The sequence below is a fragment of the Pseudogracilibacillus amylolyticus (SeqCode) genome, from assembly GCF_051918545.1.
GTDB lineage: Bacteria > Bacillota > Bacilli > Bacillales > Amphibacillaceae > Pseudogracilibacillus.
In genome coordinates this window covers 1-19,524 of sequence record NZ_JBPPZG010000057.1, presented here as the reverse complement: position 1 = coordinate 19,524, position 19,524 = coordinate 1, and the positions used below count along the sequence as shown (strand labels likewise).

Annotated in this window: 21 protein-coding genes and 2 pseudogenes; 18 read left to right on the top strand and 5 right to left on the bottom strand. The window is 35.3% G+C overall.

The window, feature by feature from the left end:
* Positions 1-496 precede the first annotated feature (496 nt).
* The 15 genes and pseudogenes from ACPYKA_RS08545 to ACPYKA_RS08475 all read left to right on the top strand — a co-directional run bounded on the left by ACPYKA_RS08545 (position 497) and on the right by ACPYKA_RS08475 (position 14,465).
* Entirely contained in the window at positions 497-1,069 is a 573-nt protein-coding gene (locus ACPYKA_RS08545; protein WP_204797927.1) for an MT-A70 family methyltransferase, read from the top strand.
* Positions 1,066-2,133, top strand: coding sequence for a DNA cytosine methyltransferase (locus ACPYKA_RS08540; RefSeq protein WP_204797928.1), 1,068 nt, complete (start codon positions 1,066-1,068; stop codon positions 2,131-2,133). Before ACPYKA_RS08545 ends, ACPYKA_RS08540 begins: the two co-directional genes overlap by 4 nt.
* A 70-nt stretch (positions 2,134-2,203) precedes the next feature.
* Positions 2,204-2,389: a hypothetical protein gene (locus ACPYKA_RS08535; RefSeq protein WP_471764247.1), complete on the top strand. Its 186-nt coding sequence runs from the start codon at positions 2,204-2,206 to the stop codon at positions 2,387-2,389.
* A gap of 108 nt (positions 2,390-2,497) precedes the next feature.
* A complete protein-coding gene (locus ACPYKA_RS08530) occupies positions 2,498-2,812 on the top strand; it encodes a YdcP family protein (protein WP_479541900.1) in 315 nt (104 codons plus the stop codon).
* 12 nt (positions 2,813-2,824) lie between these two features.
* Positions 2,825-3,205: a YdcP family protein gene (locus tag ACPYKA_RS08525; RefSeq protein WP_479541899.1), complete on the top strand. Its 381-nt coding sequence runs from the start codon at positions 2,825-2,827 to the stop codon at positions 3,203-3,205.
* Positions 3,205-4,545: an FtsK/SpoIIIE domain-containing protein gene (locus ACPYKA_RS08520; protein WP_479541898.1), complete on the top strand. Its 1,341-nt coding sequence runs from the start codon at positions 3,205-3,207 to the stop codon at positions 4,543-4,545. Before ACPYKA_RS08525 ends, ACPYKA_RS08520 begins: the two co-directional genes overlap by 1 nt.
* A 211-nt stretch (positions 4,546-4,756) precedes the next feature.
* On the top strand, positions 4,757-5,956 hold the full coding sequence (mobT, locus tag ACPYKA_RS08515; RefSeq protein WP_445254485.1) for a MobT family relaxase: 1,200 nt from the start codon (positions 4,757-4,759) through the stop codon (positions 5,954-5,956).
* Positions 5,957-6,085: 129 nt separating this feature from the next.
* Positions 6,086-6,307 carry a hypothetical protein gene (locus tag ACPYKA_RS08510; RefSeq protein ID WP_235762202.1) on the top strand — a complete coding sequence of 74 codons (222 nt, stop codon included), beginning with the start codon at positions 6,086-6,088 and terminating at the stop codon, positions 6,305-6,307.
* 33 nt (positions 6,308-6,340) lie between these two features.
* Positions 6,341-6,934, top strand: a complete 594-nt coding sequence (locus tag ACPYKA_RS08505; protein WP_340002957.1) for a hypothetical protein — start codon at positions 6,341-6,343, stop codon at positions 6,932-6,934.
* A gap of 78 nt (positions 6,935-7,012) precedes the next feature.
* Positions 7,013-7,513 carry an antirestriction protein ArdA gene (locus ACPYKA_RS08500; protein WP_479541897.1) on the top strand — a complete coding sequence of 167 codons (501 nt, stop codon included), beginning with the start codon at positions 7,013-7,015 and terminating at the stop codon, positions 7,511-7,513.
* 69 nt (positions 7,514-7,582) lie between these two features.
* Positions 7,583-7,975, top strand: coding sequence for a conjugal transfer protein (locus tag ACPYKA_RS08495; protein ID WP_479541896.1), 393 nt, complete (start codon positions 7,583-7,585; stop codon positions 7,973-7,975).
* Positions 7,959-10,412, top strand: coding sequence for a conjugal transfer ATPase TcpF (gene tcpF / locus ACPYKA_RS08490; protein WP_340002954.1), 2,454 nt, complete (start codon positions 7,959-7,961; stop codon positions 10,410-10,412). Before ACPYKA_RS08495 ends, tcpF begins: the two co-directional genes overlap by 17 nt.
* Positions 10,393-12,516, top strand: a pseudogene (locus ACPYKA_RS08485) (CD3337/EF1877 family mobilome membrane protein). The gene tcpF and the pseudogene ACPYKA_RS08485 overlap by 20 nt, the downstream one beginning before the upstream one ends.
* 8 nt (positions 12,517-12,524) lie before the next feature.
* On the top strand, positions 12,525-13,538 hold the full coding sequence (locus tag ACPYKA_RS08480; RefSeq protein WP_340003265.1) for a bifunctional lytic transglycosylase/C40 family peptidase: 1,014 nt from the start codon (positions 12,525-12,527) through the stop codon (positions 13,536-13,538).
* A 15-nt stretch (positions 13,539-13,553) separates the two neighbouring features.
* Complete coding sequence (locus tag ACPYKA_RS08475; protein WP_340002952.1) at positions 13,554-14,465, top strand: conjugal transfer protein; 912 nt, start codon at positions 13,554-13,556, stop codon at positions 14,463-14,465.
* Between the two features lie 261 nt (positions 14,466-14,726).
* Here the strand turns inward: ACPYKA_RS08475 and ACPYKA_RS08470 are convergent, their stop codons facing one another.
* Positions 14,727-14,978 carry a hypothetical protein gene (locus tag ACPYKA_RS08470; protein ID WP_340002951.1) on the bottom strand — a complete coding sequence of 84 codons (252 nt, stop codon included), beginning with the start codon at positions 14,976-14,978 and terminating at the stop codon, positions 14,727-14,729.
* A 266-nt stretch (positions 14,979-15,244) separates the two neighbouring features.
* Positions 15,245-15,748, bottom strand: a complete 504-nt coding sequence (locus ACPYKA_RS08465) for a TetR/AcrR family transcriptional regulator (RefSeq protein ID WP_479541895.1) — start codon at positions 15,746-15,748, stop codon at positions 15,245-15,247.
* A 322-nt stretch (positions 15,749-16,070) separates the two neighbouring features.
* Here ACPYKA_RS08465 and ACPYKA_RS08460 point away from each other — a divergent pair, with 322 nt between their 5' ends.
* Positions 16,071-16,823 (top strand): alpha/beta fold hydrolase, encoded by a 753-nt coding sequence (locus tag ACPYKA_RS08460; protein ID WP_340002949.1) that lies wholly within the window; start codon positions 16,071-16,073, stop codon positions 16,821-16,823.
* Here ACPYKA_RS08460 and ACPYKA_RS08455 read toward each other — a convergent pair.
* On the bottom strand, positions 16,792-17,004 hold the full coding sequence (locus ACPYKA_RS08455) for a hypothetical protein (protein ID WP_479541894.1): 213 nt from the start codon (positions 17,002-17,004) through the stop codon (positions 16,792-16,794). The two genes, ACPYKA_RS08460 and ACPYKA_RS08455, sit on opposite strands and share 32 nt — an antisense overlap.
* A gap of 216 nt (positions 17,005-17,220) precedes the next feature.
* Here ACPYKA_RS08455 and ACPYKA_RS08450 point away from each other — a divergent pair, with 216 nt between their 5' ends.
* Both ACPYKA_RS08450 and ACPYKA_RS08445 read left to right on the top strand, forming a co-directional pair.
* Entirely contained in the window at positions 17,221-17,361 is a 141-nt protein-coding gene (locus tag ACPYKA_RS08450) for a hypothetical protein (protein WP_479541893.1), read from the top strand.
* A 72-nt stretch (positions 17,362-17,433) separates the two neighbouring features.
* On the top strand, positions 17,434-18,036 hold the full coding sequence (locus ACPYKA_RS08445; protein ID WP_212967503.1) for a hypothetical protein: 603 nt from the start codon (positions 17,434-17,436) through the stop codon (positions 18,034-18,036).
* A gap of 351 nt (positions 18,037-18,387) precedes the next feature.
* Here the strand turns inward: ACPYKA_RS08445 and ACPYKA_RS08440 are convergent.
* Positions 18,388-18,615: pseudogene (locus tag ACPYKA_RS08440) on the bottom strand (LOG family protein); the annotation flags it as partial.
* A 650-nt stretch (positions 18,616-19,265) separates the two neighbouring features.
* A partial coding sequence (locus ACPYKA_RS08435) for a TetR family transcriptional regulator C-terminal domain-containing protein (RefSeq protein WP_479541892.1) occupies positions 19,266-19,524 on the bottom strand: 259 nt, incomplete at its 5' end.

Genomic DNA, 19,524 nt, shown 5'->3' with positions numbered 1-19,524 from the left:
AAATTCAATAAAAAAACAAAAAACCCTACCATTTTATTTTGGCAGGGTTTTGGCAGGGAACTATCTTTTTTTTAATCATTTTATCCATATTAGATTAGGAAAAATCCTTATAAATTGGCGTTCCCTCTTCAAGTTAAGTTGTATTCTCATTCCCACTCTACTTTCACCGTACTAGGTATAGAGCAATATCATTGATTTTAAAGGGTTTTTAGGAAGTATCAATGCTTATAATATGATATAAAAAATTAAAATAATGCAATTTTAATGCAATAAATGCAAATCACTGTTTGGAGTTATCACTATAAATATTTGATATCTTAAACAAGAGACGTTTCAATTGAAGCGTCTTTTTTTATGGAAAAATCGAGTGATAAAAGTATACAACTTCAATTTATACTATGCATTCTTATGATAAGTAAATAAATCTTAATTGTCATTTAAACGGTAAACGTTGACAAATGACATTTTTTTATTGTGCAAATTTGAGGTGATAAAAATGAAATATAACATTATCTACGCTGATCCGCCGTGGCAATACCGACAAAGAAAAGGAAATGGAGTGGCAGAAAACCATTATCAAACAATGAATTTAAAAGATATTTGTAATTTACCTATTGATACTATCTCTCACAAAGATAGTGTTTTATTTTTATGGACGACCTTCCCTATGCTACAAGAAGCATTACAAGTGATAATTGCGTGGGGATATACATTTAAAACGGTTGCCTTTGTCTGGGTGAAACAAAACAAGTCAGGAAATGGCTTTTTCTTTGGTTTGGGTCACTGGACACGCTCAAACGCTGAAATTTGTTTATTAGCTGTAAAAGGACGTCCCAAAAGAATATCGAAGAAGGTTCATCAGTTAATTGTTAGTCCTGTGGAAGGACACAGTAAAAAACCTGACATTGCAAGAGATAAGATAGTTGAGCTAATGGGCGATTTACCACGAGTTGAATTATTCGCTAGGCAATCACCTGTTGATTGGGATGTTTGGGGAAATGAAGTGGAAAGTAATATTTCTTTAGAAACTAAAAAGCAAGATCCTACATTAAAGATTGATTGCTTATGACAGGTCTTACATTAGGAAGTCTTTTTGATGGAATCGGTGTCTTCCCTTTAGCTGCTTCTCTTGCTAATATTACCCCAATTTGGGCAAGTGAGATTGAGAAAGCACCTATATCCATTACAAAAAGACACTTTCCAATGATGATTCATATTGGAGATATTACAAAACTTCATGGTGGGGCTATCCCTCCCGTAGATATTATTACGTTTGGATCGCCTTGTCAAAATCTATCTAATAATGGAAATCGAGAAGGATTGGCAGGAAGTCAATCAAGTTTATTTTATCACGCGATACGAATTATTGAAGAAATGAGGTGTGCGACGAATGGAATATATCCAGTTATCGCTGTTTGGGAAAACGTCATGGGAGCTTTTTCATCAAATAACCGGCTGGATTTTAAAGTCGTGCTGGAGTCGTTCACAAAAACCAATATTCCAATGCCTGCTTCTGGAGTCTGGGCAAACGCTGGAATGGTGCGAGGGAAGGATGTTGAAGTGTGTTGGCGACTCTTGGATGCCCGATATTGGGGAAAGCCCACGCTACCTCAAAGACGAAGACGTATCTTCCTCGTGGCAGATTTTAGAGGAACACGTGCCAGAGAAATATTATTTAAAGCCCGCGATTTGCAATCGTTTCCTACGTCTTGTGGAAAAGACAGGCTGTCCTCCACCAGCACCAGTCGAATATCTGCTCAAAAAACAAGGGGGAAAATACCCATCGTCCGCCCCTTTCAAGAAAGACGTATGCGAAGTACCGCTAAAGACAAAAACAAAACAGGATTCATTGGAAGTTTTGGACGGACACATGACCCTTTTCCAACTTTGCTTGCAAGTTCCGTAAATTATTTTTCATTTTGGTATGAAGGAAAAGAAAAAGAAGGTTATATACGACAACTCACCCCATTAGAATGTGAACGTTTGATGGGATTACCAGAGGGCTGGACAGCTTTAGGACACAAAGATGAAGCAATTAGTGATCATGCAAGATATAAAGCGCTTGGAAATGGGATCGCTGTACCATGTGCAGCATATATCATGGCTGGCATTGCAGAAGCAATACAGATATAACACATTCACGTATGACAAATCTCCTGTCATGCTTTTTTTATTGTTTCATCTATGAAGGAGTGTGGTTTCTTTGGAAGATAACGAAACAAAGGTAATGGAATGGATTGATGATCATTTTGTTATGAATGAAATTGAGGTGGAGGACTTTCCGTTTTTTCCTTGTGGGAAGTTAATACGTGATAAAAATGGAGAAACGATGGTTGTATTTTGGTGCATTATTTATGATCGGGTGGATTATCGTTTTCAAGAAGCATAAGGAGTGATTCATTCATGAAGATGTATTTTTCTCGTTCCCCTCCCTTCTGCCCATGCTCTCCATATGAATAAATAATCAAAAATTAATACAAGAAAAGAGGGCTATATGATGGAATTAAAATATGTGATTCCGAACATGGAAAAAACGTTTGGAAATTTAGAATATGCAGGAGAAGGAAAGGTCGAACAGCGCCGAATTAATGGACGGATGACAACACTATCTCGAAGTTATAATCTTTATTCGGATATTCAGCGTGCAGATGATATCGAGGTCATTCTTCCTCAAGAAGCTGGGGAAAAATTCTTTGAACATGAGGAAAAAGTTAAACTGGTTAATCCTCGCATTACCGCAGAAGGTTATAAAATTGGAGAGCGTGGTTTTACAAATTATATTTTACATGCAGATGACATGGTAAAAGCATAAGGAGGAAAAAAGATGAGATTAGCACAAGGTATTGTCATTGATAAAGAAAAGACATTTGGATTATTAAAATTCTCTGCATTACGTCGTGAGGTGTTTCTTCAAAACGAAGATGGAACGGTATCAACAGAAGTTAAGGAACGCACCTATGACTTAAAGTCTCGTGAACAAGGGCGCATGATTCAAGTAAGTATTCCTGCTTCCGTTCCCTTAAAGGAATTTGATTATAATGCGGAAGTAGAAATTATAAACCCTGTCGCAGATACAGTCGCAAATGCAACATTTCGTGGGGCAGATGTTGATTGGTACATTAAAGCAGAAGACTTAGTCTTAAAAGGAAAAGCGACAACATCGGCTAATAACGTCCCAAAATCTAACTCTAGTAAGGAAAAATGATGAAGATTTTTAGAAGACGAGGGAAACGCATTCGAGCTAGTGATGCTTCCCTCCTCTTTCACTTTTTGTTCAGTCGGTTATTTGTCGCATGGCTTATCCCTTTTACACTTTTTCATCTGTCATTTTTATTATCAACGGAATGGAAACTATCATTATTTCAAGAGCATTTTATCAGTCCTTATGGATTGATGACATTCATAATCAGTTTTGTTATGACAGGTGTATGTGCCTTTCTGTATTATCGTTATCGATATGACTATATTAGACAAGTCATTCATCGTCAAAAACTCGCAAAAATGATCTTGGAAAACGGTTGGTATGAAACAAAACAAGTACAGTCAAGTAGCTTCTTTGAAGACATACCAAATGGAAAAGCAAAAGATAAAATTAGTTACTTTCCTAAAATGTACTATAGTCTTGAAAAAGGATTGCTCTATATTCAAGTGGAAATCACACTAGGAAAGTATCAAGACCAGTTACTTAATTTAGAAAACAAGCTAGAAAGTGGTCTGTACTGTGAGCTAATTTCAAAAGAGTTACATGATTCTTTTGTTGAATATATTTTGCTCTATGACACAATTAATAGTCGTATTTCTATTGATGAAGTCATTGCACAAAATGGCAGCTTAAAGCTCATGGATGCTATGTATTGGGAATACGATAAGTTGCCACATATGTTGATTGCTGGCGGGACTGGCGGTGGAAAGACGTACTTTATTCTTACACTGATTGAAGCTTTATTAAAAATAGATGCAAAATTGTATATCTTAGATCCGAAAAATGCAGATTTAGCGGATTTAGCCACTGTTATGCCTGATGTCTATTATAAAAAGGAAGATATGATGACTTGTATTGACCAGTTTTATGAAGCTATGATGGCTCGTAGTGAAGAAATGAAACAGATGCCCAACTATAAGACAGGAGAAAACTATGCTTCTTTAGGTTTATCCCCTCACTTTTTAATTTTTGACGAGTACGTCGCATTTATGGAAATGCTTGCCTCTAAGGAAAGTACAGCCGTATTAACTAAATTAAAACAGATTGTTATGTTAGGACGACAAGCTGGCTTCTTCCTTATCCTCGCCTGTCAACGACCAGATGCAAAATATCTTGGAGATGGCATTCGAGATCAGTTTAATTTTCGGGTTGCTTTAGGACGTATGAGTGAGCTCGGATATGGCATGATGTTTGGGTCGGACATACAAAAACAATTTTTCTTAAAACAAATTAAAGGCCGCGGCTATGTCGATAAAGGAGATAATGTCATTTCCGAATTTTACACACCACTTGTCCCGAAAGAACATGACTTTTTAAAAGAAATTGCTAAACTAGCCCAATAAAGGCTGCCCAGTGCGGCGGCGTGCGAAGCGAAAGCCGCTGTGCTGGGCAAAGCCTGCGTGGCGACAGCCACGCTTTACCCCCCGTTTCTAACAGGGGGGTAGAAAAACAATAATAAACTGTTTCAAAAGTCTGAAAACCCTTGCGCATCAAGGGTTCAGGTCATATTACGAAGATGTCAGCTTTTATCCTTTAGTTGACATCTTTTTTCTGTTGGGAGGAATGCATATGAATGAGATGCCTTGGTATCATCAATTAAAAGAAAAACGATTGGCATATGGCGTGTCGCAAAATAAATTAGCGGTACATGTAGGAATTTCAAGGCAATATATTAGTGAGATTGAAACAGGAAAAATGACACCGACTCAAACGTTACAACAGGCGATGTTCGATGTATTACAACAATTTAATCCAGAAGCTCCTTTGGAAATCTTATTTGATTACGTGCGAATACGCTTTTTAACAACGAACCCAAAGCCAGTTATTGAAGAAATCTTACGGTTGAAAATGGAGTACATGATCCATGAAGACTATGCGTTTTATTCTTACATGGAACAATATGTTTTTGGTGATATTGTCGTCATGGTTTCGCCAGATGAAGATAAAGGTTGTTTACTTGAACTGAAAGGAAAAGGATGTCGGCAATTTGAAAATTTTCTACTAGCTCAACAACGAACATGGTTTGATTTCTTTATGGATGTGTTCCGTGTGAATGGTGTATTTAAACGAGTTGATCTTGCGATCAATGATAAGACAGGTATATTGGATATTCCATTTTTGACGAACAAATGTAGAAATGAAGAATGTATTTCTGTGTTTCGTAGCTTTAAAAGTTATCGTTCTGGCGAATTGGTTCATGGAGAAGAAAAACGGGATATGGGAAATACGTTATATATTGGTTCCTTGAAAAGTGATGTGTATTTTTGTGTGTATGAAAAAGATTACGAACAGTATGTAAAACATGGTGCATCACTTGAAGATACAGACATTAAAAATCGTTTTGAAATTCGATTAAAAAATGATCGTGCGTACCATGCGGTTGTTGATCTAATGACGTATGAAGATGCGGGACGAACTGCTTTTTCTATTATTAATCGGTATATTCGATTTGTCGATAAAGACGAGAAAAAACGTCGAAGTAGTTGGCCAATGAATGCGGAGTGGCAGCGTTTTTTAGATTTAGGTGAAAATAGAAAAATTTATTTAACAACAAAACCTGAACCTTACACATTTGATAAAACACTTAGATGGTTGGCTCGACAAGTCGCTCCTACTTGGAAACTGGCAACTAAACTAGATGAAATCAATCAAACGACCGTGATTAAAGATATGTTAGATCAAGCGAAATTAACCAAACGTCATCAACAATTATTGATGCAACAGGCACTTGAAACAGAGGATGTCATTAAATGATAGATTGGATGACTTCCATGAAACTATTAAAATACATTTTTATTACAATCCTAGGTGATATCGTTTTATGGTTTATCGAATGTTTGCGTCAAGTGACAAAATATTAGAACGTGGAAGGAGAAATGTAAGATGAACTTTGGGCAGAATTTGTACAACTGGTTTTTAAGTAATGCACAATCGTTGGTATTAATGGCAATCGTGGTAATTGGTATTTATTTAGGCTTTAAACGTGAGTTTTCTAAACTGATTGGATTTTTGATTGTGGCATTAATTGCGGTGGGATTAGTCTTTAATGCAAGTGGTGTAAAAGATGTTTTATTGAATCTGTTTAATAGAATTATTGGTATTTAATGTTACAATTATAGTAAGTTAGGGAGGGTTTATATGGACAATCCAGCGAAAGAGAAATTAATAAGAATTTATCAAGGAATATCTAATAAGAAGCCTGAGCATTGTTTAAAATTCCATTATGTTTACAATGGGGTGAATGTGAACCTTTATTTTGATTATTTTGATAAGAAAAGTATGTCGTTGAGTTTGATATTGGTAGCGGATAAAGTGTTTTATTTTACACCACTAAATATTCTTAATAAAGGGTTGAATAAAGAATTTTTACCAAAAATGCCATTTGAGATATTAAGCAAAATTTTACAAGATGGGAAGTTAGATGATTTTTATAGAAATATGGAAACTCATATTTTGCAGGATAATCCTCATATTAATTATTATTCAAAAGACAAAATATTTACTAATACACTTAAATTTAAAAAGGGTAATATTGATTTACCTTTTTGGAAAACAGTTAGAAGGATAAGAATGACAGAAAATACACTTATTAATTTGAGTCATAGGGCGGATATATCCATTGAAGTACTTCGAAAAGTACAAAACAACAATCTAACCCTAGTTAGAACAGCGAAGCCAGAAGAAAGACGTGAATTAACAATGATTTTAAGTGAACATAATATTAATTTATAATAGTTTGAGCAAGGCGACCTTCTTTTTAAAAGAAGGCTTTTTTTATGTCTAATTTAATTGAAAGGGTGTGAAAAATCAATGGACATGCAAGTTTATATCGCCAATTTAGGGAAATACAATGAGGGCGAATTGGTTGGCGATTGGTTTACACCACCAATCGATATGGAAGATGTCAAAGAACGTATTGGATTAAATAGTGAATATGAAGAATATGCCATACATGATTACGAATTACCATTTGAGATTGGTGAATACACCCCCATTTCTGAAATCAATCGGTTATGTTCGATGGTTGAAGAATTAGAAGGCTCACCAATTTATCATGAACTATCTGAAATTCAAAGCTACTGGTTTGATAGCTTAGAAGAATTGCTAGAGAATCAAGATGATATTATCTGTTATACAGATTGTGAAGATATGGAAGATGTGGCTCGTTACTATGTTGAAGAAACGGGTATGCTTGGTGAGGTACCTACTAATTTACAGAATTATATCGATTATCAAGCACTTGGAAGAGATTTAGAAATAAACGGGAGTTTTCTCGTTACGTCACATGGTGTATTTGAATATGTTGGATAAGTAAATATAAAAATGCAAAAACAGTCTGTGTATAATATGCAGGCTGTTTTTTTCTTGAAAGGAGAACTTATGAAAAAATTAAAAAGTTATACCCGTATTTGGTCGGTTGAAAAAGTCATTTATGCGATTAATGATTTTCGTTTACCCTTCCCCGTTACCTTTAATCAAATGTCGTGGTTTGTACTTTCGCTTCTGCTTGTCATGTTACTTGGGAATCTCCCACCACTCTCATTTATTAATGGAGCGTTATTAAAATATGTGGGAATTCCTGTTGGCTTAACATGGTTTATGAGTCAAAAAACATTTGATGGCAAAAATCCATATAGCTTTCTGAAATCCGTCATCACTTACTTTTCGCGCCCTAAATTAACTTATGCAGGGAAACCAATCAAATTACAACAAGTGAAAATGAAAGAAAATATTACTGCTGTGAGGAGTGAACTGCATGCGTTATCCGATTAAATATATAGAAAATAATCTTGTCTTCAATCATGATGGCGAATGTTTTGCTTATTATGAATTGCTTCCCTACAACTATTCTTTTTTGTCACCAGATGAAAAAATTCAAGTGCATGATCACTTTCGCCAATTGATTGCACAAAATCAAGATGGAAAAATTCATGCCTTACAAATTAGTACAGCTAGTAGTATTCGTTCTGTCCAAGAACGTAGTAAGGATTTAGTTACTGGAAGGTTAAAAGACGTTGCTTATGCACGAATTGATGATCAAACCGAAGCGCTTGTTTCGATGATTGGGGAACATCAAGTAGACTATCGTTTCTTTATTGGTTTTAAACTGCTTTTGAATGAAGAAGAAGTCACCATGAAATCGATGGGAAAATCGATTACAAATTCACTTTCTTCTTTTGTTCGTGATGTGAACCATCATTTGATGGATGATTTTGTTTCGATGCCTCATGATGAAATGAGACGCTTCTCTAAAATGGAGTCTTTGCTGCAAAACAAAATTTCAAGACGTTTCAAAATTCGACCTTTAGAGAAAAATGATTTTGGGTATTTAATCGAACATCTTCATGGTCAATCAGATATTGCTTATGAGAAATATGACTACGTACTTCCTTTAAAAAAATTAAAGCATAAAACTTTAGTGAAGCGATATGACATTATTAAACCTACACGTTGTTTAATAGAAGAAAATCAGCGTTATTTAAAAATTGAACAAGAAGAACAAACAATATATGTTGCTTATTTTACGATTAATTCGATTGTTGGAGATTTGGAGTTTCCATCGGATGAAATCTTTTATTATCAACAACAACAATTCACTTTCCCCATAGATACATCCATGAATGTGGAAATCGTGACCAATAAAAAAGCATTATCAACCGTACGAAATAAGAAAAAGGAATTAAAAGATTTAGATAATCATGCGTGGGAATCCAACAATGAAACAGGAAGCAATGTGTTAGAAGCGTTGGAACAGGTGAATGAATTAGAAGATGTACTTGATCAAAGTAAAGAATCGATGTATAAGTTAAGTTATGTCATTCGCGTATCTGCTTCTACTTTAGATGAACTGAAACAACGGTGTAATGAAGTGAAAGATTTTTATGACGATTTAAATGTGAAACTTGTTCGCCCATTTGGCGATATGATTGGTTTACACAGTGAATTTATTCCCGCTAGCAAACGGTATATGAATGATTATATCCAGTACGTGACATCCGACTTTTTAGCGGGACTTGGGTTTGGTGCAACACAGATGCTGGGAGAAACAGAAGGAATTTATTTTGGTTACAACTTAGATACAGGAAGAAATGTATATCTCAATCCTAGCTTAGCCAGTCAAGGTGTGAAAGGTTCGGTCACAAATGCCTTGGCTTCTGCTTTCTTAGGCTCACTTGGTGGTGGGAAATCATTCTCAAATAACCTACTCGTATATTATGCTGTTCTTTATGGCGGACAAGCTCTTATCGTTGATCCAAAGGCAGAACGTGGTAACTGGAAAGAAATATTGCCTGAAATAGCACATGAAATAAATATAGTTAATTTAACAAGCGATGATTCGAACAAAGGACTACTTGATCCTTTTGTCATTATGAAAAAGAAAAAGGATTCAGAAAGCCTTGCGATTGATATTCTTACCTTTCTTACAGGTATCTCTAGTCGGGATGGTGAGAAATTCCCTGTATTACGACGTGCGATTCGGGCCGTTGGTCAACAGGAAGAACGTGGGTTACTTCTTGTGATTCATGAATTAAGAAGTGATCCTAATCCATTGGCACGTCCTATCGCAGATCATATTGAAAGTTTTACCGATTATGATTTCGCTCACCTTCTGTTTTCAGATGGAACGGTGAAAAATTCGATTAGTTTAGAGAAACAATTTAATATCATTCAAGTCGCTGATTTGGTATTACCCGATGCGGAAACGAGTTTTGAGGAATACACAACAATGGAATTACTTAGTGTTGCGATGCTAATTGTTATTTCTACCTTTGCATTAGACTTTATCCATTCTGACCGAAGTGTATTTAAAATTGTAGATTTAGATGAAGCCTGGTCCTTCCTGCAAGTCGCACAAGGGAAAACACTGTCTAACAAACTAGTAAGAGCTGGACGTGCCATGAATGCCGGTGTATATTTTGTAACGCAAAATGCAGATGATTTAACGGATGAGAAAATAAAAAACAATATCGGTGTGAAGTTTGCCTTTCGTTCTAGGGATATTAATGAAATTAAAAAGACATTGGAGTTTTTTGGCGTCGATAAAGAAGATGAAGGCAATCAAAGGCGACTTCGTGAACTAGAAAACGGGCAATGTTTGATTCAAGATTTATATGGACGTGTTGGGATTATTCAAGTCCATCCTGTTTTTGAAGATTTATTTGATGCATTCGATACTCGGCCACCTGTAAATGAAAAGGAAACGAGGTGACAATGTGAACAAACAAAAACTAAAAAAGATAATTTTAACGGTAGTGCTGATTAGTGCTGCCGTTTTCCTATGTCTTCTATTACTTGGTACTTTTGCGCAAGCTGCGGGATTAGTCGATGATACGGTATCAGAAGATAATTTGTATTCTAAATATGCTCTTGACCATTATCAACTCGATTTTTATGTGGATACAGGTTGGGATTGGCTACCGTGGAACTGGAATGATGGAATTGGGAAACAAGTCATGTATGGGCTCTACACGATTACCAATTTTATCTGGATTATAAGTTTGTATTTGTCTAATGCGACAGGCTATTTAATTCAACAAGCCTATTCACTCGATTTTATTTCACAAACAGCGGATGCCATCGGGAAAAACATGCAAACATTAGCCGGGATTACAGCAAGTGGTTTTAGTAGTTTAGGATTTTATGTTGGGTTCTTGCTTCTATTTATTTTAGTCATTGGGATTTACGTAGCCTATACAGGATTAATGAAACGAGAAACAACGAAAGCGATTCGAGCTATTCTGAACTTTTTGGTCGTGTTTATTTTGTCTGCTTCCTTTATCGCTTACGCACCAACATACATTACAAAAATTAATGACTTTTCAGCAGACATTAGTCAAGCAAGTTTAGATTTAGGCACAAAAATCTAAATGCCTAGCTCTACTAGTCAAGGAAAAGATAGTGTGGATATGATACGGGATAATCTCTTTTCTATTCAAGTCGAGCAGCCTTGGATGCTCTTGCAATTCGATGATTCGGATAAAGAAACGATTGGCGAAGATCGTGTTGATACATTGATTTCCATTAGTCCAGATGCCAATAACGGAAAAGATCGTGAGAATGCGGTGAAAGCAGAAATTGAAGATCATGACAATAAAAATTTAACGATTACGAAGACCACGACACGTTTAGGCATGGTCTTCTTTTTATTTCTATTTAATATTGGAATATCCATTTTCGTGTTTTTATTATCGGGTATTATGATTTTCTCGCAAATTCTATTTATTGTTTATGCGATGTTTTTACCTATTAGTTTTCTATTATCCATGATTCCAACTTTTGAAAACATGGGGAAACAAGCGATTATGAAGTTGTTTAATGTGATTATGCTTCGTGCCGGTATCACGTTAATCATTACTGTTGCTTTTAGTATTTCCTCCATGTTGTACAGCTTAACAACGAGTTATCCATTTTTCTTAATTGCCTTCTTGCAGATTGTCACGTTTGCGGGCATTTACATGAAACTTGGTGACATCATGAGTATGTTTAGCTTACAAAGCAATGACTCACAAAACGTTGGTCGTAAAGTGATGCGTCGTCCTTATCGCATGTTTAATCGTGGTGGTCGCCGCTTACAACGTAATATTACACGTACACTTGCAGGTACAACTGCTGGAGCGACGGCTGGTGCATTAGTTGGTCAATCTAAAAAAACAAAAGGGAGTTCATCCCCCCTTCGTCCATTACAACGGCTCGCTTCATTTCCTAAAAAGAATCGGGAAAAAATGAATGAACAGGCGAAGCCAACTTCATTAAGTCAGAAATTTGGTCAAGTAACGGGGAAAGTACTTGGTGCAAAAAATCAGATTCGGGCAAATGTCAAACACCGAAAAGAACAATTGGTTGACCTACCAACAAGTACTAAATATGCGGTCATGCAAGGAAGAGAACAGTTGAAAAAGCCTGTTCACGACTTTAAAGAAGGTGTATTGCAAGCGAAGGAACAAAGAAAAAAAACAACAAAAGAACGTTCAATGAAGCATCGTCAAACAATTGCAGATAAAAGACGGGCATTGGATAAAAAACGTACACCTTCTCGTGATCAATCTAGTCATACACGACCAGTTACTCAAAGAGAACTGATTGTAGGGAGAATTATACAGCAACAAAAGACATTATCAAACGAACAAGTGATGCATAATCAAATTGAACAGTCGCAGGTACAAAGAAAAAGAACAACTTCTAAAGAACGTCCTCAAATGGAAAATAAGCAAGAAATACGAAAAGTCATAAAGCATGTAGGTAAACCAATCAAAGTGTTGAAGAAAAGACAGCTTCAAAAACGTTCCGTGCCTACGAATAGGAGGGAACGTTAATGAAAGTCATGCGATTAAAAATAATGCTCATTACGTATGGAGTAGGCTTTCTACTCCTTTTTGGATTGTTGGTTTTTGTGGCACTTTTCATTTCTAATGAAGATGATTCCTCAGGAGGAAATTACTCTGACATGGATGGCGGTGGAAGTGTTTCTGTGTCAGCAGACGTATTAAAGCACCGGCCAATGGTAGAAAAATATGCGAAAGAATATGGTGTTAGTGAATATGTGTCAACGTTGCTCGCAATTATGGAAGTGGAAAGTGGTGGGAGATTAAAAGATGTGATGCAATCGAGCGAGTCATTGGGGTTACCGCCAAATTCATTAGATACGGAAGCATCTATCCAACAAGGGGTAAGATACTTTACAGACTTAATTCAATCCGCAGAATCTAGAGGGGTAGATGGAAATACGGTCATACAGGCTTATAACTATGGCGGTGGGTTTATTGATTATGTTGCACAAAGAGGAAAAAAATATAGTTTTGACTTAGCACAAAGTTTTGCGAAAAAACATTCAAGTGGAAGTAAAACTTCCTATTCCAATCCGATTGCCATAAAAAAGAATGGGGGTTGGCGATACCTGTATGGCAATATGTTTTATGTCTATCTAGTCAATCAATACTTTCACTCCCCACAATTTGATGGTGACCTTGTGCAAATAGTTATGGATGAAGCATTGAAGTACGAAGGCTATCCTTATGTATTTGGTGGGGATAACCCAAGCACTTCATTTGATTGTAGTGGACTGACACAATGGAGTTATCAAAAGGCTGGAATTAATTTACCTAGAACAGCACAGCAACAATATGACTTTACAGAACATATACCTTTATCGGAAGCAAAACCGGGTGATTTAGTGTTTTTCCATTCAACGTATAACTCTGGAACGTATGTTACTCATGTCGGTATCTATCTTGGAGATAACCAAATGTATAACGCAGGTGATCCAATAGGCTATGCAGACTTAACAACTGCTTACTGGCAAAAACATCTAATTGGAGCTGGCCGAATTAAACAATAGGAAGGGTTGGAAAAGATGAAAAACATATTTAGAAAAAAAGAAAAACAAACAGTGGAAACAAAGTCACCGAAAATCAAAGTAAAAAGTGTTGGCACACGTAAGAAATCCGTCACGATTTTGTGGATTATATTAATCAGTAGCCTTGTCTTTGCGATTTATAAGAACTTTACGGCAATTGATCAGCATACCGTTCATGAAAAAGAAGTCATTGAAACAAAGCTTGTGGACACAAGTGCAATTGAAAGCTTTACGAAAAACTTTGTGAAAGATTACTATACATGGCAAAATAATAAAGAGTCTATTGAACGAAGAGAAGAAAAATTAAGTCTTTATCTAACAGAGGAATTGCAAGCCCTAAATACTGATACAGTAAGAGCAGATATACCTACTAGTTCCAGTGTGAGTAATATTGATATCTGGTCAGTATCACCAGAAAGTGATAATACCTATGGAGTTGTATATTCAGTAGATCAAAAGATTACAGAAGATAAAAATAGCCAAAGGATTCGTTCCTCCTATCGAATCTTACTTCATAAAGATAATGCAGGAAACTTAGTTATTATACAAAACCCTACCTTTTGGAGCATACCGAATAAATCAGATTATGAGCCACAACAACATGAAAGTAATGGTACAGTTGATTCCGATATTGTGCAGGAAGTGACAGAGTTTTTGGAGACATTTTTTACGTTTTACCCCACTGCCACGGATAAAGAACTTGCTTATTATGTGAAAAATAATGCATTACCATCGATTGGTAAGAATTTTTTATTTTCAGAGCTAGTCCATCCAGTATTCCAGGCAGTAGATCATCAAATAAAAGTATGGGTTACTGTTAAATATATTGATGAAACAACAAAGGCCATACAGTTTTCGCAATATATACTCACGTTAGAAAAAGATACTAATTGGATGATTGTCGAGTAAAAATAAATTAGCTCATTTACTGTAGCTTTAGAATAAAGATTTTATCAAAGACAACTCGCAGACCCATAGTTAAATTAGAAGAACCCGTTTTGAAAAAAGATTGATCAAAACGGGTTAACTCTTTTTGAAAAAATGTGCAATTTAGTGTTTGGATTAGGGTGTTGAAATTTTTAGCTTATTAATTCAACGGCAAGAATAATTCAAAGTACGCTTACTTATATTAACCGTTAATCAAATAAGATGCTTTCAATAAACTCAGATTTATTTTCGTATATTTTTTCTATCGATGTCACCTACAACACAAAAGTAGAGTAGGTTATTACCAGCTTTGTCTTCAAGGGCATATGTCTCCCCTTCAGTTCTTATGACAAGAAAGTTTTTAATGCTTATTGCGACTGTTGTTTCATCGTTAGCGGTATGTCCTTTTTCACATCCGGAAATGTCTGCCTTTTCGATAAAGCTACTACTCTTTTTTTCCTCATTTGCCACTGGAAAGCATATTTTAAATATCAACTTAAATCCTTTTTCTTATAAGTGTATCTTTCAATATTCGGATGAAGCCCCTTGTTAGTCATTTACTAATTTCTTACTTCTAAAATCAATTTAATTTTGATTAGCTCTTCGGATTTTATAGTGGGATCCTACTTCTTTTCATTGTTGAGTGGTTCCACAGGGTTTATTTAGAAAACAAGTGATTAACTTAATATATTATTGGTTTTCAAAGTTCATTTAAGTAGTGAGTAATAATTCGTTCCGTTTTTTCAAGAATATATCCGGTCTTAATAGAGCATGTATGGATAAAACTTCAATGCGGCCGAAAGCTTTAATTTTTCTATTTTAATATTTATGTCTTTATTTACATAGCTTGCTTTTATCAATGTTTCAAGCAGTGCCTTCATTAAAATATATTCACCTTCAGTTAGTTCATCTTTTTTGTGTTCAAAGCTACTTGTAAGTGGGCGAATGGCGAAAACTAGCCAAACGTAAGGTTCAGTTTGTTTATCCCGATTTCCACAGTAACTAATTCTAACAACGCTTATACCGCAATAAGAGGTTTTTTTGACCCGCCGACCGTTCTTTCTCATGAGCAAGAAAATATTCCATAATAAATAATAGTAATTCATCTTGTTTGAGAAATAATGTCTAAGTGCTCTGGTAGACATTCCAGTTTCAGATGCAATTCTTCGGATAGATGCTTTTTCAATGCCTTCCGTTTCAATAATTTTCCAAGCTGTTTCAGCAATCATTTTTCTTTTGTGATCATGATCAACTATTTTCGGCATTCAAATCACCTCTTGCTTTTATTTCGCACACTGTGTTATTATCATTTCATCACAGTGTGTGAAATAAATAAGGGGGGATGTTTAAATTCTTGAAATCACTTATTGGAACATTAAAGCGGATGGGCATTATAAAAGTGGTGAAATAGGACCTTCTTGAGCAATTAAATCATTTGTAATGGTACATTAAACTTCCTTTTTAACCGAACAAATTTATTAAATGGTTTTGTAAACAGTTTGGGAGATAAGAAAAGGAATCTTAGAAATGAAACGAAGATAGTCATGGGCAATGCCTACTTTTTTCAGGGAAAGGAGATTGAAATAGATGGATCTTCATTACGAAATTAAAGGAAGAGGAAAGCCAGTTATACTACTTCATAGTGGAGCTATGGATTCACGTGACTGGGAATTCATCACACCACATCTTTCAAAGTCGTTCAAAGTAATCACTCTTGATGTCCGGGGTGCAGGGAAGTCACCTGTTCCGAATGAACCCATTGATTATGTTAAGGATCTTAGAAAACTCTTGGATCATCTTAAAATTAAGAAAGGTACCCTCGTTGGACATTCCCTAGGTGGACAAATTGCAACTGATTTTACTCTGACCTATCCAAAAAGGGTGTCTCAACTGGTATTGGTCGCTCCAGGCCTGTCGGGGTTTAAATTTTCTTCCGAACATGCGGAATTAGAGAGCCGAGTTTCTAAAGCTGCACCAGATGTTGAGAAAATGACTAATATAATATTAAGCGAGCCTTCCTGGAGCGTTTCTTTTGGAAAAGCATACGATTTATTGCGCGAAATGATGATACACAATATTCAAAAAACTTTTGATTGGAAAACATTCGAAACTGTTTCCTCCAATTCAGCGATGGAAAGATTGGGAGAAATTAAAACGAAGACACTTTTTATCATAGGCGAGAAGGACTCAGGAGATCTCTTTAAAATCGCACAATTATATAAGGAAGTTCCCAATATTAACTTTGTGCGTATACCTGGTGCTAATCACATCATCACTTTGACCCACCCTAAGGAAGTTTCCGACCATATCAGTCTTTTTTTGAGGTTACCAGAATGGTAATCAGAAATGACATCTTATCACCATAGACAAATAATTCTAAACCACTTGCGCCAAAACTAGCAAAATCTAAGGTTTTCCATTCACCTGATTCTGTATTTTCATTTAGTATATCTATGATTTTTATATTTTCTTCATTGAAGTTTTTAAAATTTTTATCATACTCAATAATATAGAGTGCCATGTTACCCCTGTTCCAGTCAATGAATCCATGGGGCTGTCTCCACCTAAAGAATATTGATAACTTATGACACCTTCACGTCTTTATATCAGTTGGTGAGAAATTAAATGACAAAAGTAATGGCTATTCTCAAACAGCATGACTAGAGCCAGTGGTACCACTGTTTCTTTTTTATACATTAAAAGAGATTAAAGGATTTCCTATTAATAAGGAGTGTTTATGAATGCTCGAAACTATCACGGTTTTCATGCTGTTGGAATAAAGAAAATTATTGAGGAAGCAAATGTAGCTACTATGACGTTATACAAAACCACTTTACATCAGCGGAAAAAGTTAAAGAATATCGTGTTGTGGATTTAAAATAAAGTTTAACCGTTTTGAAAAAAGTTGCACTACAATAGATTGACTTTTAATTTAAGAGGAGGAACTTTGATGAAAAGAAAAATGATACGTAATCTGTCTTTAGCTTTAATAGCCCTAATAGGAGTTTTCTCTTTAGTTTTTAGTTTTGAAGGTAGAACAAATGCAGCTAGTTTAACATCGAATCCAGATCAGGATCTAAAAGTTGACACAGTAGATGGAATAAAATATGCACCAGGTAAACATAAAAAAATTGTTGGAATGGTAGTTGAAGCAACTGATCAAGGAGAAAAGGTACATGGCTTCTCAACTCCAGAAAAATATGAAGCATATCATCAAAAAGTTACAGAGCGATTATCTAGTCAGTCAATAGGTATAATGGCAAGACCAACTTATTTATATGAACATACTTCGGGTCATGGATATGGAAGATCATTAATTGCGTATCCTGGAACTCAGGTCACTTCTCTGAGTACTGCATGGGATAACAGAATATCTGCTGTATCTGTAGCTCCTGGTTCTTGGATTAGGCTCTATCAAAATCGTTATTATGGTGGTCGTTATTTAACTCTTGTAAGTTATCCAAACAAATACTTTACCACCAATTTAACTTCTTGGGGAATGTCTGGTACTACTTCTTGGAACGACCAAGTCTCATCTTATCGAGTTAGATGAGAAAAACGGTAATGTCCACGAAAAAAAGGGAATCTTAAAACAACCATTCAACATTTCTGTGTTTGGATGGTATCACAAACTCACAGTCCTAATTATTGATCTTAGTTCAAAAAACAGGCTACTTTGTGAATAATCAGTCACCTAAAACTTCTAGAGTAAATTATTATTTGTTTATTTAACCAGAGCAAAGAGGAATATGAAGTTTAGAAAAACCTGGGACATTATGCATCATGATCGAAAGGGTTTAATGTCCTTCTATGAGCCTAATTTCTCAATTTTAATGTTGAGAAATTAGGCTTTTATATTTACTTAATGCAAAATAGCGTTTAAATGGTGTGCAATATATCTCCTAAAGTGACATTCTAATGTTCCTGGTCCACCTGGCAAAGCGACAAAGCCATCTACAAGCTCTTCCATTTTAGCCTTTCTCTCATGCATAGATTCGACAACTATCAGCTTGGATAATCTTTTATGCGATATTTCTCTCTGCTCTAAAAAACTAGGCATAATTCCAATAACTTGTATACCTTCATCTAAGACAGCATCCGCAACTGCTCCCATAACACCAACACTTGCTCCACAGTGTTCGCATGATGTGGCTAGTGCAGGGTTACGTACTAAGCTATCGCACGATTAATCGCTTTCGTTCCGATCCCCTCATTGAGAATATTCTACAGGAAGTTTTGTAAGAATGATGAGAAAATTGACATTTACGCGATATTAAAGAGAGTTTTATTTATACCGGAAAAACTTATCATAATCATCAATTTGATCCGGACTTATTCCAGTTTTATTAATCGCTTCTTGTTGAAATGAATTATTGCAACTTTTACATATATAATATTTATTTTCTCCTTTTTTGATTTTATAATATTGTGAATCAGAATGATTAATCGTAAATTTATTTTTGCAGAAAAAACATATAGTATCCAACATATTTTCACACTTCCTATCAGATTTTTATTGAAAAGTAACTATTTTTTAAACCTATGATTCAAAATGTGAATTTTTCATCTAATTTACTGCCATTCTAAAATAATTTATTTTTAACTTAGTTACAAGCTTATCCGTGAACTGTATTTTTACTAAAAATATGACGGCTATGCCTGTAATGGAAGGAAAAGCTGTAATATACTAAAGCCTACTTCATGCAACTGTTCAACAAAATGCCCCTTTGAAGTGCATATCGTTATAACACAAATGGACTATAACTTCAGATACATGATCAACTAACTCAATTGACTTTCATTGCAGAGTGTTTCTAAATGATAACGGATTACTTCCTTCACCTTTTCTGGAGTGTAGACATCAGGTCTTAAAAGAGCATGAATGGACAATCCATCAATTAATGTCGCTAGCCTACTCTTTTCTAATTTTACATTAGTTGAATCAGATAAAATCCCTTGTAGAACTAATATCTCGATCATTGAACTTGCTAATTCATACATACCGTTAGTCATTTCATCTTTTTTTTCTTTTAATGTATCA